Genomic DNA, 15,415 nt, shown 5'->3' with positions numbered 1-15,415 from the left:
ATAATGACTGAGCTGGCGTCTCATACGCTCAGCCCAATGCGCAAAAAAACCTCCATCAGCCCTCTTGCTTTTTAGCCAGAAAATATTACGGTAGGGTGAATAATTATGTAAATCACATCTTTCTTAAAACAATATAAATCAGGTAAACCAGTCATGCAGTTCTCTTCGTTTGGTGAGAAATTCAACCGATACACAGGTATCACACAGCTCATGGATGATTTAAACGATGGTCTTCGTACACCGGGCGCCATCATGCTGGGCGGAGGTAACCCGGCAGCCATTCCAGCCATGCTCGATTATTTTCATCAGGCTAATCAATCACTACTGGACAACGGCAAGCTTGTTGCCGCGATGGCAAATTACGATGGCCCACAGGGGAATGATGCATTTATCCGCTCACTTGCAGGTTTACTACGCGAAACATTTGGCTGGGACATCAGCGAAAAAAATATCAGCCTGACCAATGGCAGCCAGAGCGGATTCTTTTATCTGTTCAACCTGCTGACCGGCGCTCAACCGGACGGCACACATAAAAAGGTCTTGCTGCCACTGGCGCCGGAATATATCGGCTATGGTGATGCCGGCATTCACGATGATATTTTTGTTTCCGGCCGCCCGGAAATAGAGTATCTGGACAACCGGCTGTTCAAATACCACGTCGATTTTGAAAACCTGAACATTGATGAGTCAATTGCGGCTATCTGTGCTTCACGGCCAACCAACCCGACCGGTAACGTGCTGACCGATGAAGAAATCCACAAGCTGGACCAATTGGCCCGGCAGCACAATATTCCGCTGATTATCGATAACGCTTATGGATTGCCCTTTCCGAATATCATCTTTGAAGATGTAAAACCGTTCTGGAATGAAAACACCATTCTGTGTATGAGCCTGTCAAAGCTGGGCCTGCCCGGACTCCGCTGCGGTATCGTGATTGCAAATGAAGCGGTAACAACCGCACTGAGTAACCTGAACGGTATTATCAGCCTTTCCCCCGGTAGTGTCGGGCCGGTACTGGCCAATCACATGATAGAAAACAACGACATTCTGCGCCTGAGCAGTGAAGTCATTCGTCCGTTTTATCAGCAAAAATCACAGCGGGCGATTGAACTGCTTCAACAGGCCATCCCCGATCCTCGTTTCCGGATTCATAAACCGGAAGGTGCGATTTTCCTCTGGCTCTGGTTCGATGAACTGCCAATCACGACGATGGAACTTTATCAGCGCCTGAAAGACCGGGGCGTGCTGATTGTACCCGGAGAGTACTTCTTTATCGGGCAGGAAGAAGCATGGGAACATGGTCATCAATGCCTGCGGATGAACTACGTTCAGGATGATGAACAGATGCAGAAAGGCATCACCATCATTGCTGAAGAAATCGCCAAAGCTTACGCAGAATAACCCCTGAAAAAAACCGGTGCACATGATGTCTGAGCGCAGCATGTGCATCGTCAGCCACACCGGTCAGTCTGGCTGAATTTTGCACCATCATTGTTCTTCTCCTGCACCAGAATAAAACTTTCACTCACAAACTAAAAACAATTCAATCAATATAACCACATGAAATAAATGAATTTTATAAAACTGGCATGCAGTTTGCTGTTTGAGTCTGTTAGTTGCGAAGAGCATAACGCGATAGTATTGCTAACGGCAAAGTATTGCTAACAACAATTTGTCAAATGGACATCTAGGGTTCCGGCTGTGATTGATTCAACTTATATCGATTCAAAAACAGTGACTGGACCGAGAGTTGTCAACCTCAACTGAGGTCACACGGCGGGATAAAAGCCCGGGAGGCCAGCCAATCATTATTGGTTATGTCTCTTGTGCAATGATTCAACCGTGACTCACAGTGGAGGTGATCCCATGAAATCTTTTCTGAAACAATTACTCACGACGCTGATGCTTTCAGCAAGTTTAATCGCTGTATTTTCGGTGTCAGCGTCCGCATTTGCCAAAGAGAAAAAAGACTTTACCCTGGCATGGTCAATCTATGTCGGATGGATGCCGTGGGATTATGCTGATCATGCCGGCATCCTGAAAAAATGGGCCGATAAATACGGCATCAACATTAAAGTCATTCAGGTGAATGATTATGTGGAATCGATTAACCAATATACCGCCGGTCAGTTTGATGCCACGGTCATGACCAATATGGATGCTCTGACGATTCCGGCGGCCAGCGGTGTCGACTCAACCGCACTGATTGTCGGGGACTTTTCAGACGGCAATGACGGTATTGTTCTGAAAGGTAAAAATAAATCGATTCGTGATATCAAAGGTCAGAACGTCAATCTGGTTGAGCTGAGCGTCTCTCACTACCTGATGGCACGGGGCCTGGAAAGTGTCGGACTGGCTGAAAAAGATGTGCGTGTCGTCAACACATCCGATGCAGATATCGTCGCCGCTTATCAGACATCTGATGTCACTTCAGTTGTGACCTGGAATCCGCTGCTCAGCGAAATCACAGCCCAGCCGGATAATTCTCTGGTCTTCGACTCCTCAAAAATTCCCGGTGAAATCATTGACTCTCTGGTCGTAAATACCCGGATTCTGAAGGACAACCCGAAATTTGCCAAAGCACTCACCGGCGCCTGGTATGAAGTCATGTCTGAAATGACAGACAAGACCAAAGCAGATAAAGCCAAAACCTTTATGGCAAAAGCTTCCGGAACAGATCTGGCCGGTTACAACGCACAATTGAAAGCCACCCGGATGTTCTACAACCCGGCAGAAGCCGTCAAATTCACGCAAAGTACCGCCCTGAAAGACACGATGCAAAAGGTAGCTGAGTTCTCCTTTGACCATGGTCTGTTAGGTGAAGGCGCGCCAGATGCCTCGTTTATCGGCATTGAAACTCCGGCAGGTGTTTACGGTAACCCGTCAAATATCAAGTTGCGTTTTGATCCGGCGTATATGGACATGGCAGCGAAAGGGCAACTGTAAGCACCCAGAGGGAATCAACAACGAAAGCGAACTAACCCTTAAACGGAGAAAACATGACCCGACTGATCAACCGAAAGCCATCACGTCCGACCCGTCTGATGCTGGGCATACTGCCGTTTGCCATCCTGCTGGTCATCTACCTGATTGCATCTGATGCCCGTCTGGCAGTGAATCCAGCAGATAAACTGCTGCCGGCATTCCATAGTTTTGCCAGTGCAATTGAACGGATGGCATTCACCCCAAGCAGGCGAACCGGTGAATATTTGCTGTGGGCAGATACCTTCGCCAGCCTGCAACGTCTCGGGATTGGTGTCGGGCTCAGCGCTCTGTTTGGACTATGTCTTGGTATTGCCAATGGCATGGTGCCGCTGGTGCGAGCTTCGTTGTCTCCGTTTGTCACCGCAATCTCCCTGATTCCGCCCATGGCCGTTCTGCCGATTCTGTTCATTTCTCTGGGGCTGGGCGAAGTTTCCAAAGTCGCCCTGATTTTTGTCGGCATCTGCCCGATGATCATCCGCGATATGCAGCTGAAAACCCAGTCTCTGCCGGAAGAACAATTGATCAAAGCACAAACACTGGGCGGTAACAGCTGGCAAATTATCGTCCGGGTGATTACACCGCAGGTCTTCCCGCATCTGATTGATGCGGTCCGGTTAACGCTGGGCAGTGCATGGCTGTTCCTGATTGCAGCAGAAGCCATTGTCGCCACAGAAGGGCTCGGATATCGCATCTTCCTTGTGCGCCGCTATTTATCAATGGATGTGATTTTACCTTATGTCCTGTGGATCACTTTGCTGGCTTACCTGATGGACTGGCTGCTGAAGCTACTCTCACGCAAAGTCAGCCCGTGGTATCACCAGTCACAGGGAGCTTAACATGACACAACAACCCATGATTGAAATCCGCAATGTCTGGAAAGAATACGGCAATAATATCGTCCTTGAACGGCTGAATAAAACCGTCCATCAGGGCGAATTTATCAGCATCGTCGGCGCATCCGGCTGCGGAAAAACCACGTTTCTCAATCTGTTACTGGGCACTGAGCAACACAGCCGCGGAGACATTCTGCTCGACGGTCAGCCACTGCGCCGGGAACCCGGCACAGAACGCGGCATCGTCTTTCAAAAATACTCCGTCTTTCCTCATTTGTCCGCGCTGGAGAACGTCATGATTGGGCTGGAGTTCGAAAGTGGCAGCCTGACCAGTAAACTGTTTGGCCGAAACGCCGGGCAAAAGAAACAACAAGCCCGTCAGAAAGCCCGGGATATGCTGGCACAGGTCGGTCTGAGTCATGCAGAAGATCAGTATCCGCATCAGCTATCCGGCGGTATGCGCCAGCGGCTCTCAATTGCACAGTCACTGGTCAAACAGCCCCGGATACTGCTGCTGGATGAGCCTTTCGGTGCACTGGATCCGGGGATTCGTAAAGACATGCATACCTTAATCCGTCGTTTGTGGCAGGAACAACAGCTCACCGTATTTATGATTACCCACGATCTGAGCGAAGGCTTTCATCTCGGCAGCCGGATCTGGGTCTTTGACCAGCCAAGGGTTGATCCTCAGGCACCTGAGCGCTACGGCGCGCAAATCACTTTTGATATTCCGCTGGATAAGCAAACCCTCAATCAGCCTGATTTGCTCAGCTCACTGAATCAAACATTACAACCGACAGAATCAGCCACTGCTGGTTCCGTCTGAGGAATTCATTATGCCAACATCACCGCAACCCATTTTTACAGAATTACTGCCCGGAGCCGCGCACTGGTCAATGAAAATCCCGAAAGGTTTTGTGCTGACCGCCAAAGATCTGGAAGGTGGCGCAAACCTCAGTTTGCTGTTTTACAACCCGGAAAACCTGCTGGAACGCTATAACGCGCCCGACACTCTGAAATGTCAGCATACATTCAAACTGACCACTGGCCATTGCCTTTACTCCGACATGGGCCGGGTATTCTGTACCATCGTGAAAGATGAAACCAACTGGATTGATACCGTTTGTGGCGTTGCCAATAAAGAGAAAGTCGCAAAAAAATGGGGAGAAAGAAGTTATCAGGCTGACCGGAATCAGTGGAAACAGAATGGCTATGATTCCCTGTTGGTCGAAGTTGCGAAATACGGACTCGGCAAACGGGATCTGGCGGCAAACCTGAATCTGTTCAGTAAGGTCAGCTCAGATACCGAAGGTAACCTGATCTTTGCAGACAATCACAGTCAGCCCGGTGATGAAATTGCGTTGCGGTTTGAAATGGACACACTGGTTGTTCTGACAACCTGCCCGCATCCACTGAATCCGGCGACCGAATATCCGTTCAGACCCGTCGAACTCACGCTGACGGAAGCCACAGAGATGACATTACCGGTGCCACCGCACGGGCAGGATGAAAACCAACGCGGACTGGAAAATAACCGTCGTTATCACTGTACACATTCCCACCCGGCTCATTCTCACCCAGACCACGCTCACCCGGAGGCACAAGCATGATCACTGAAAGTCAACTGCAACCCGAAAACGCTGTTCGCCGCGATACCGTTCCGGCCGGTGATTACTACATGCAGATTGTCAAAAAAGGGCAAACCTTCCGCATTTTGGATCTGGAAGGCAATCAGGCGGCAGATACCCTGTTTTATAACGCCAACCATCCGGCTGAGCGCTACAGCGCCATCGACACCATCCGCGAACAAGGTAATGTTTATCTGACGACCGGCACCAAAATTCTCTCTGATCAGGGCAATGTGATGCTGGAAATCGTTGCCGATACCTGCGGCCGCCATGACACATTAGGCGGAGCCTGCGCCACAGAAAGTAACACGGTTCGCTATGCACTGGAGAAAAAAACCATGCACGCCTGCCGTGACAGCTGGCTGCTGGCCGTCACAGAGCATGAAGAGTTCGGCCTGACCAAACGGGATATCACTCACAATATCAATTTCTTTATGAATGTCCCGATTACCGAAAGCGGTGGCCTGACGTTTGAAGATGGCATCAGTGCACCGGGAAAATACGTCGAACTGAAAGCCGCCATGGATGTGATTGTTCTGATCTCTAACTGCCCGCAACTGAATAACCCGTGTAATGCGTACAACCCGACACCGGTCGAGGTACTGGTCTGGGATGCGTAACCACGCCAAAAGATCAGCGCAGAAAGCATCAGAAAAGAAAACACCTGAAAAGAAAGCCGGGGACGACCCCGAACATGCTTCAAGGATTCAGCCGGGACGACCCGGAAAAGATGGAAAATGTTATGTTTAGCAAGGTATTGATTGCCAACCGCGGCGCCATTGCCTGTCGGGTCATCCGGACTCTGAAACAGATGAATATTGCCAGTGTTGCTATTTACAGCGAAGCCGATGCAGACAGCCTGCATGTGATTCAGGCCGACGAGGCTTTCTCTCTGGGTGAAGGTGCAGCCGCCGCGACTTATCTTGATCAGGAAAAAATCATCGCCATTGCCCGTAACAGCGGTGCGCAAGCCATTCATCCCGGCTACGGTTTCTTAAGTGAGAATCCGGATTTCGTTACTTTATGTGAAAACGCAGGCCTGACTTTTCTTGGTCCGACACCCGAACAAATGAATACATTCGGGCTGAAGCACTCAGCCCGGGAAATTGCAGCGAAAGCTGGTGTGCCCCTGCTGCCGGGCACCGGATTGTTAACCGACAATGCCGCCGCATTAACACAGGCCGAGATTATCGGCTATCCAGTCATGCTCAAAAGCACCGCCGGTGGAGGCGGCATTGGCATGCAACGTTGTGACGACGCCGCAACACTTGACAGTGCTTTAGACTCCGTCAGACGCCTGAGCGCAAATAACTTCAACCACAGCGGCATCTTTATAGAGAAATTTATCGAACAGGCGCGCCATATAGAAGTTCAGATTTTCGGCGATGGTCAGGGCAACGTCATTGCTCTGGGAGAACGGGACTGTTCTGCCCAGCGGCGTAACCAGAAAGTCATCGAAGAAACACCAGCGCCACATTTGAGCGACGAAACCCGTCAGGCGCTGCGCGATACGGCCATTCGTCTGGCTCAGGCCGTGAATTACCGCAATGCCGGCACCGTCGAATTCGTACTCGACCAGAAAACACAGGCATTCTATTTTCTTGAAGTGAATACCCGCTTACAGGTTGAACACGGTGTAACCGAAGAAGTGTTCGGTGTCGATCTGGTTGAATGGATGGTCAGGCAAGGTGCAGGTGTACTGGATTTATCCGGCTGGGAAGACAGACAACCACAGGGACATGCGATTCAGGTCCGGCTTTATGCCGAAGATCCGAACAAAAATTTCCAGCCTTGTGCCGGATTACTCAGCCATGTGGAATGGCCACAAATATCCGGGCTGCGGATTGAGCACTGGATTGAAGCTGGCACCGAAGTTTCCGCTTTTTTTGACCCGATGCTGGCAAAAATCATCATTCATGCCGATAGCCGCGAACAGGCGCTAACCCGGATGGAACAAGCGCTGGCAGGTATTTCTGTCTATGGCATTGAACACAACCGCCAATATCTGCAACAACTGATTCAAACCCCACAGGTTCAGGAAGGCCGGGTGCTGACTCAAAGCCTGAATCAGTTCAGTTATCAGCCTGCCACGATCGATATTCTCAGTGGCGGCACTCAAACCACGATTCAGGATTATCCCGGCCGGAAAGGTTACTGGCATATTGGCGTGCCGCCATCCGGCCCGATGGATCCACTCAGTTTCCGGCTGGCAAACCAGTTACTGGACAACGAGAAAAACTGTGCCGGGCTGGAAATCATTGTCAGTGGTCCGACACTCAAATTTAATACGACAAAACAGCTTGTCCTTACCGGCGCATCGATTCAGGCCAGTCTCGATGATATCCCCGTCCCGATGGGAACCATCATCACTGTAAAGCAGGGTCAAACCCTGAAGCTGGGAAAAATCACCGGTCCCGGTGCCCGGACTTATCTCGCCGTAGAAGGCGGCCTGCAATGCCCGGACTATCTGGGCAGTCAATCCACCTTTACGCTGGGGCAGTTTGGCGGCCACGCCGGGCGGGCCCTGCGGGCCGGTGATGTATTACATCTGAGCTCTGCACCACCCCGTCAGCTTAGCGAAGCGCGTATGTGTTTACCTGAACTTACCGGGCAGTGGGACATTCATGTCATGTACGGCCCCCATGGGGCGCCTGATTTCTTCACCGACAAAGACATTGAAACGTTCTTCGGAGCCGAGTGGGAAGTTCACTTTAATTCCAGCCGGACCGGCGTGCGCCTGATCGGCCCGAAACCAGACTGGGCCAGACAGGACGGCGGGGAGGCCGGACTGCACCCCTCAAATATTCATGACAATGCCTACGCCATCGGCACGATCGATTTCACCGGTGATATGCCGGTGATTCTCGGGCCCGATGGCCCCAGTCTCGGTGGTTTTGTCTGCCCGGCAACCGTCATTAAAGCCGATTTATGGAAAGTCGGACAGCTTAAGGCCGGTGATAAAATCCGCTTCATTCCGGTGTCGCTGGCCGATGCAGAAGCAGCAGAGCAGGCACAGAACACGCAGATTCAGCAAAAACGGGTTCAGGCTTATCGCTGTGAAAGTCCGCAGCTTGGCTCTCCCATTATCGATGTGATTCCGGCAGAAGAAACCCGGGAACATGTGGTTTATCGTCAGTGCGGTGAAGATTTTCTGCTGGTCGAGTATGGCCCGCAAATGCTGGATATCCGGCTGCGCTTCCGGGTTCATGCCCTGATGCTGAAGCTTGAAGCACTCAGGCTTCCCGGCATTGAAGAGCTGACACCGGGCATCCGCTCGTTGCAGGTCCATTACAACAATCTGATTCTGCCGCGTGATGAGTTGATGCAGATCCTGCGGAACCTGGAAGCCACGTTGCATGATATCGATGCACTCACGGTGCCAGCCCGGATCGTTCATCTGCCCCTTTCATGGGATGATGAAGCGACCCGGCTGGCGATCCGTAAATACCAGGAAGTCGTCAGAAAAGATGCGCCCTGGTGTCCGGATAATATTGAATTCATTCGACGGATTAATGGACTGGATTCCATTGAAGAGGTGAAAAAAATCGTTTTTGATGCCAGTTATCTGGTCATGGGGCTGGGCGATGTTTATCTCGGTGCGCCCGTGGCAACACCTCTTGACCCGCGCCACCGCCTCGTGACCACCAAATATAACCCGGCCCGTACATGGACACCGGAAAATGCTGTCGGTATCGGCGGTGCTTATCTGTGTGTTTACGGTATGGAAGGTCCGGGCGGTTACCAGTTTGTCGGCCGGACGCTGCAAATGTGGAACCGCTACAGGCAGACCAGCTGCTTTGAAAAACCATGGCTGCTGCGCTTTTTTGACCAAATCCGCTTCTACCCGGTCTCTGCCGAAGAGCTGTTAGAAATCCGTAAGCAACACCCGCGGGGGCACTATCCGCTGAACATTGAGCAAACCACTTTCTCGCTGGCTGACTATCAGGCACTCACTCAGGCCCATGCCGGTGAAATTGAACAATGTAAAATCCGCCAGCAAACGGCTTTTGAAGCAGAACGCCAGCGCTGGATTGAAAGCGGTCAGGCCAACTTTGTTGTCCCGGAAGCAGAAACACATGAAACGGAGCACTTTGTCCCGGAAGACGGTTGTGAAGCCATTGAAAGTCATGTCACAGGTAATATCTGGCAGATCGCCGTCAAGCCGGGGCACTTCGTTCAGGCCGGAGAAGTTGTTGCCATCCTCGAAGCAATGAAAATGGAACTGGAAGTCGTAGCGCCGGTGAGCGGTGCTATCGAAACCATCTGTCAGCCTGCGGGAGCATCCGTTCACGCCGGGCAAGCCATCATGACCATACGTACAGCGTCTGAAGCGCAGGGAGGCGAATAAAATGATACAACCCTCGACAATCACTCAATTGCTGGAAGCCTACCGTAGCGGGGAGCTTTCAGTCCGTCAGTACTTGCATGAAAAACTGGTTCAGGCGCAGGCAGATACACGGCATGTCTGGCTCAGCTGTATCAGTGAAACACAACTCGACCAGTATCTGGAAGCTTTATCAACACACGATATCGATGATCTGCCGCTCTATGGCGTGCCATTCGCCATCAAGGATAATATCGATCTGGCCGGTCTGCCGACCACTGCCGGATGTGATGCTTACCGTTATCATCCGGAATCATCAGCCTTTGTCGTTGAACTGTTGATTGCTGCCGGAGCTATTCCAATTGGCAAGACCAGCCTTGATCAGTTTGCCACCGGACTGGTGGGTACCCGCAGCCCCTGGGGAGCGACACAGAATAGTTTTGACCCGGCGTATATTTCCGGAGGTTCCAGTGCCGGCAGTGCAGTTGCCGTGGCAACGGGACAGGTGATGTTCGCTTTAGGCACTGATACTGCTGGCTCCGGCCGGGTTCCGGCGGCATTCAATAATCTGTTCGGCCTCAAGCCAACCAAAGGCGTTCTGAGCTGTCAGGGTGTCGTTCCCGCCTGCCGTACGCTCGACTGCGTAACCTTTTTCACCGGAAACGCAGATGATTTATCACTGCTGCATCAATTAGCCGCTGTCACTGATCCGCAAGACAGCTATTCCCGGCCATTTACGCCAGAGCAGCAAACAGTCCTGCCATCAACGACAACAAAGCCGGAGCTGACAAAACCAATACCAACAAAGTGGCAGGGACTGAAAGTTGGTGTTCCGGACCAGTCACAGCTGAACTTTTTCGGTAATCACGCATATCAGGCACAATATGAGCAGGTGCTGACACAACTGAAAAAGATGGGCGCAGAGCTGGTCCCGTTTGATCTGAATCCGTATCTGGAAGCCGCCCGGCTGCTTTACGATGGCCCGTGGGTCGCAGAACGTTATGCAGCCATTGAAGCATTCTACAAAGCCGATCCGTCCCGCTGTTTGCCGGTGATTCAAACCATTATTGGTCAGGCAGAGAACCTCTCAGCAGCTCAGACTTTCAAAGCCATGTATCAGTTGCAGGATTATAAAGTTATTTGTGATCAGCAACTGGCAACCGTAGACGTGGTGATCACGCCCACAGCAGGCACGATTTATACCATTGAAGAAGTCAATCAGAACCCGGTGACCCTGAACAGTCATCTGGGCTACTACACGAATTTTATGAATTTACTGGATTACAGCGCGATCGCAATCCCCGGAGGCTTTACCCCGGAAGGACTGCCATTCGGCTTTACCCTGTTTGCACCCGCATTTGCCGATCGCGCTTTGATTTCACTGGCTGATGCATGGCAAAAAACGGCTCATCTGCCGGTGGGTGCAACCGGACTTTATCCGGACCCGCAAAGCCGTCTTGACCTGCTGGTGTGTGGCGCACACATGCAGGGATTGCCACTGAACCACCAACTGACAGAGTTGGGCGGCGCCCTGAAACAGGCCACTCAAACCGCAGCCTGTTATCAGCTTTACGCACTGGCAGGTAGCCCGCCAGCCCGGCCGGGACTGGTTCGTAATAAGGCCGATGGTGTATCACTGGATGTGGAAGTCTGGTCACTCCCGCTCAGCGCCGTCGGTGCTTTTCTCAGCCAGATCCCCCACCCGCTTGGACTGGGCAGTGTTGAACTGGCTTCCGGAGAATGGGTGAAAGGATTTATCTGCGAGCCCGCCGGGCTGGAAGAAGCAGAAAATATCAGCCACTTTGGCGGCTGGCGGGGTTATCTGGAGAGTTTGAAGTAAGCCTGCCGGGAATATCACGCTCAAATTGCCTGTCCCCGCAGAAAAGCCAGCGATCACCCGGGTCTGTTAACCTTCGGTGAGCGCTGGCTTTTCTCTTGTTTTCCATCTTTACAACGCAACAAACTGAATGGTCCGGACACGGGAGAGATTCACTTTTTTCCTTGCCTGCCACAAATCATAATTATCCTGCATTGCCAGCCAACTCTCAGGACTGCGTCCTAATGCTTTAGATAAACGCAATGCCATTTCCGGAGAAACAGCACTTTGCCCTTTAAGAATCCGGCTTAGTGTCGAAGATGCAACATCCAGTTGCTGCGCGACGTAACGGCAACTGTAACCGAAAGGCTCCATATAAATACTGAGAATAAACTCGCCCGGGTGCGGTGGATTATGCATTTTCATCAATGATAGTCCTCATAGTTAAGTATATATGCATGACCATTGGTAAATTCGAAAGTAATACGCCAGTTACCACTCACCATAACTGACCATGTCCCCTCCCGGTTCCCATGCAGAGAATGTAGATTAAAACCAGGCAAATCAATGTCATCAATAGTGACGGCGGTATCTATTGCTGCCAACAACATTCTCAGCTTATGCTGATGTCTGGACTGAATACCTGCTGAACTGCCAGTCTCAAAAAACTTTCTGAGTCCTTTATGTTTAAATGTTTTGATCATCTTTGATTATATCGTGTGATGCGTATGACGCAACATCCCAGATGTGCTATCTGAAGAGTTAAGGAAAAATAACCGGCCTGAAAATATAAATCTTATCTCTGGACGACCTCTGGATATGGCCTGGCAAAAAATCATACTATCGATACATGATTTTCACTCTGAATGATCTCCGGCAAACGGGCTTTCAGACCTCTTCCCGGCAAACAGAAGCAACATCTTGGCCTCTGGCCTTTAAAAGCACTTTTCTGCCTTCAACTGATTCAGTGTCAATGAGTTCAGACGGCCACACAGATTTGTTCCAGTTCCGGGAGAATATCTGAGTGGTTTCTTTACCAGATGCAAACCTCCGGGGAACAGCGTAATAATCCCGGCACTTACTCAGCGCCCCAGAGCATACCAACAGAAATTTGGGGGTTTCTACAGGTGCAAATATCTCTGCCAGACAATCAGCAAACAGAGAAGCGTCATAATAGGTGCCACCAGTCAGACAAAGGTGAAACCGCCCGTCGGGCATTCTGGCGCGCCTGACTTTGAGCTGCATCATAGGTGTCTTGATCAACCCGGACTGACACAGTGAATCTCTCAAAGCATTCCCTATCTGGTATAAAGCACTATCAGCGGGTAAATAACGGCATAACATCCGAAGTGTTTTCACAGTTTCAGGAAGCTTATACAGCAGAACACCGGCAACGATCAGCACGACAAAAGTCATCGTATAAGTCCAGACCGGCGGGAAGACATAAGCATAACTCAGCGCCAGCAACACTGGCCCAAACACCTGAGAAGTCAGCCAGGAGAATGCATGACGCAGAACATGCGCTCTGATTTCAGGCTTACGAACCATTGTCACAGCAGGCATAACCCGGCCATCAGAGCTATCAGCAGCCAATGCATGATGCCAGCGGCTTTCAATTTGTACCAGTTGCCGGAAACGAGCTTCGGTCTGACGATTGTGCGCTGAAACAGATATTTTTTGACCGGCAATCGATGGGAGCATCAGGTGATTCAGATCCATCCGGCTAAAGCCACTTTCAACCGAATTATCTTTTTCCGAAAGTCCGGTAAAAGAGTCAAAGCGGCGGATCAGATTCAGCAAATCACTAAAACCACTGACAGAACGGGTGTTCAGCGCAACCAGATGCCAAATGGCGCTGACTTGATGCGGATTTTGGGGATCAAACCGCATCGCACGTCCCCGCATCAGGTTAGTCAACACCGGAGAACCGGCGGAACTGGCAAGAATCAAAGAGTTGAGTACCGGCACCTGCCAGCCCTGGCCCAGAAGAGCGCTGGTACTGACTAATACTTTGATTTTTCCTGAAGTGAATAACGCCGTCATTGCCTCCGATAGCTGGTCCGGCGGTGCCGAAACTTTAACATAGCAGGATTCAACGTACCGCGAGCCCTGATAACCCTGTTCATCCGCCAGTAACTCTGTCCGGACCTGTTGTGGATCGATAAACATCAACAAGGATGGTAGTAAACCGGATGGCAATAATGTTAAACGCTCCGTCAGTAAAGCGAGTTGATCCGGCACCGGAGAACAGGAAGCCAGCGCCTCAAATACAGGCCAGGCCCCCAGTTTTATCTCCCCGTTGTTTTGCCCTGAGCCCAACATTTCATCCCGGATATAATCCGTTAAAATGGCCTGACGCAGGTCTTGTCCCCGTTGTTGGTATTCAAGCTGATGAATGTCGATACACGCATCGATTTTAGCAACACTGGAAGACAGGAAATGTGTCGCCGGAGAAGAAGACTCAAGAGATAACACACGCTTTTCCAGCAATCCTTTGTCTTGCAACAGCGCTTGCAGTTGCAAGACAAAGGGCTGAAGATGCTGTGGGTGCTGAAACGTGTCTGAGAACAGCACACTGTCAATGAGCACCTGCCACAACTGACGGTCCAGTTGCGGAATATCCTGAGACGTCAGAGCGAAGACCTGCATCAAAGCCTGTCCATCCGGACAATGTCTGGCTTTTAAAAAGCTCATCAACGCAATGGCTATGTCCGGGGATTTGACGACATCTGACTCAATGTCTGTCTGATGTAGCCAGGGATGGGCACAGACAATTTGCTCAAATTCCCGGCTGTTCAATAATGACTGACAAACGGTTAAGACCTGTCGATCATAGTCTTCAATCTGTTTTTGCTCAGTGACAGTCGCATCACAGGCACGGATAAAATCCTGATGTGGACAAAGTATTCCGGCTTTCACCAGCTCCGGGACTGAAATTTCTTCATCAACCGGCCCACACAGCTGTTCATACTCAATCCGGTCAGGTTCACGCACGTCATACAGCGGTGTTGCCGTCAGAGTGACCAACGTCATGTCCGGAAAATTATCACACACGGTCTTCAGCGCGCGCCACCATTCCGCCCTCAACTGGTTTACACCATCAAGGATTAATACACGGATATGATGTTGCTCCAGCACCGCAATGAAGTGATGAATATCATCCTCTGCCGGATTTTTACGAATTTGCTGAATTTCAGGTTCTTCATCACGACATTCACCGGGAAAACGGGTCAGTAATGCCTGATAGGTCGTTGCTGTCAGAATACCGGGCTGGTGAAAAGAACGGCTAACCCAGGGTAACTCACGGGGAGTGTCTGTTTCACAAAAATCTTCAAGCCGGTCAATCCACTGGTTACGAATCATCCGGGTCGGCGACAACACCATGGCTGGTTTTCCCAACATCCGGAACACTTCCAGCCCCAGCACAGTTTTACCTGCACCAGGAGCAGCAACGAGATGAAGCCGTCGATCACATAAATGCTGCTTCACCGCATAAAGCACGCGCTGCTGACATGGATGCCATGGGTGACAAAATTTCATTGAATTAAATGGCATGAGTCGTTACTTCCGTTCAGACAACATCAGTTCCTGAAATCATGCCAACCGGTATTACCATGACAAACAGAAACTTACTGAGCATAGTTGGTTCATCATATCATTGCACCGCAGCGAACAAAAATGATCGGTCTTCTTCATCACAATTGCAGGCTGACTCACTATTGACAATACTAATTTATGGAATATGCAATTAAAATCACCATTCCCTTGATCTGGATCGCTCTGTTTTCACACACCTTTTGTCGTAAAATACCGACTCTTTTTTTGACCC

Annotated in this window: 11 protein-coding genes and 1 riboswitch; of the genes, 8 read left to right on the top strand and 3 right to left on the bottom strand. The window is 50.6% G+C overall.

Annotation, left to right across the window (positions count from 1 at the left end):
- Positions 1 to 153 precede the first annotated feature (153 nt).
- The 8 genes from OCV29_RS00215 to atzF all read left to right on the top strand — a co-directional run bounded on the left by OCV29_RS00215 (position 154) and on the right by atzF (position 11,610).
- Positions 154 to 1,401, top strand: coding sequence for a valine--pyruvate transaminase (locus OCV29_RS00215; RefSeq protein ID WP_073604419.1), 1,248 nt, complete (start codon positions 154 to 156; stop codon positions 1,399 to 1,401).
- Between the two features lie 275 nt (positions 1,402 to 1,676).
- A riboswitch (guanidine-I (ykkC/yxkD leader) is annotated at positions 1,677 to 1,798 on the top strand.
- 68 nt (positions 1,799 to 1,866) lie between these two features.
- Positions 1,867 to 2,946, top strand: a complete 1,080-nt coding sequence (locus OCV29_RS00210) for a putative urea ABC transporter substrate-binding protein (RefSeq protein ID WP_073604418.1) — start codon at positions 1,867 to 1,869, stop codon at positions 2,944 to 2,946.
- A 53-nt stretch (positions 2,947 to 2,999) separates the two neighbouring features.
- The gene (locus tag OCV29_RS00205; protein WP_073604417.1) at positions 3,000 to 3,821 is read left to right on the top strand and encodes an ABC transporter permease; all 822 of its coding nucleotides are present in this window, start codon (positions 3,000 to 3,002) and stop codon (positions 3,819 to 3,821) included.
- A gap of 1 nt (position 3,822) precedes the next feature.
- Positions 3,823 to 4,644, top strand: coding sequence for an ABC transporter ATP-binding protein (locus OCV29_RS00200; protein ID WP_073604416.1), 822 nt, complete (start codon positions 3,823 to 3,825; stop codon positions 4,642 to 4,644).
- A gap of 10 nt (positions 4,645 to 4,654) precedes the next feature.
- Complete coding sequence (locus OCV29_RS00195; RefSeq protein WP_073604415.1) at positions 4,655 to 5,428, top strand: urea amidolyase associated protein UAAP1; 774 nt, start codon at positions 4,655 to 4,657, stop codon at positions 5,426 to 5,428.
- Positions 5,425 to 6,066: an urea amidolyase associated protein UAAP2 gene (locus tag OCV29_RS00190; protein ID WP_073604414.1), complete on the top strand. Its 642-nt coding sequence runs from the start codon at positions 5,425 to 5,427 to the stop codon at positions 6,064 to 6,066. The genes OCV29_RS00195 and OCV29_RS00190 overlap by 4 nt, the downstream gene beginning before the upstream one ends.
- A 122-nt stretch (positions 6,067 to 6,188) precedes the next feature.
- Positions 6,189 to 9,794: an urea carboxylase gene (gene uca, locus OCV29_RS00185; RefSeq protein WP_073604455.1), complete on the top strand. Its 3,606-nt coding sequence runs from the start codon at positions 6,189 to 6,191 to the stop codon at positions 9,792 to 9,794.
- A gap of 1 nt (position 9,795) precedes the next feature.
- Positions 9,796 to 11,610: an allophanate hydrolase gene (gene atzF, locus OCV29_RS00180; RefSeq protein ID WP_175561554.1), complete on the top strand. Its 1,815-nt coding sequence runs from the start codon at positions 9,796 to 9,798 to the stop codon at positions 11,608 to 11,610.
- A 108-nt stretch (positions 11,611 to 11,718) separates the two neighbouring features.
- On the opposite strand, the gene OCV29_RS00175 is transcribed toward atzF, so the two are convergent.
- The 3 genes from OCV29_RS00175 to OCV29_RS00165 all read right to left on the bottom strand — a co-directional run bounded on the left by OCV29_RS00175 (position 11,719) and on the right by OCV29_RS00165 (position 15,141).
- On the bottom strand, positions 11,719 to 12,012 hold the full coding sequence (locus OCV29_RS00175; protein WP_073604413.1) for a HigA family addiction module antitoxin: 294 nt from the start codon (positions 12,010 to 12,012) through the stop codon (positions 11,719 to 11,721).
- On the bottom strand, positions 12,012 to 12,290 hold the full coding sequence (locus OCV29_RS00170; RefSeq protein ID WP_073604412.1) for a type II toxin-antitoxin system RelE/ParE family toxin: 279 nt from the start codon (positions 12,288 to 12,290) through the stop codon (positions 12,012 to 12,014). Before OCV29_RS00170 ends, OCV29_RS00175 begins: the two co-directional genes overlap by 1 nt.
- 184 nt (positions 12,291 to 12,474) lie before the next feature.
- Positions 12,475 to 15,141 carry a DEAD/DEAH box helicase gene (locus tag OCV29_RS00165; protein WP_073604411.1) on the bottom strand — a complete coding sequence of 889 codons (2,667 nt, stop codon included), beginning with the start codon at positions 15,139 to 15,141 and terminating at the stop codon, positions 12,475 to 12,477.
- Positions 15,142 to 15,415: the final 274 nt, after the last annotated feature.

The organism is Vibrio aerogenes, from assembly GCF_024346755.1.
Taxonomy (GTDB): domain Bacteria; phylum Pseudomonadota; class Gammaproteobacteria; order Enterobacterales; family Vibrionaceae; genus Vibrio; species Vibrio aerogenes.
This window is presented reverse-complemented; position numbering and strand designations above follow the sequence as displayed.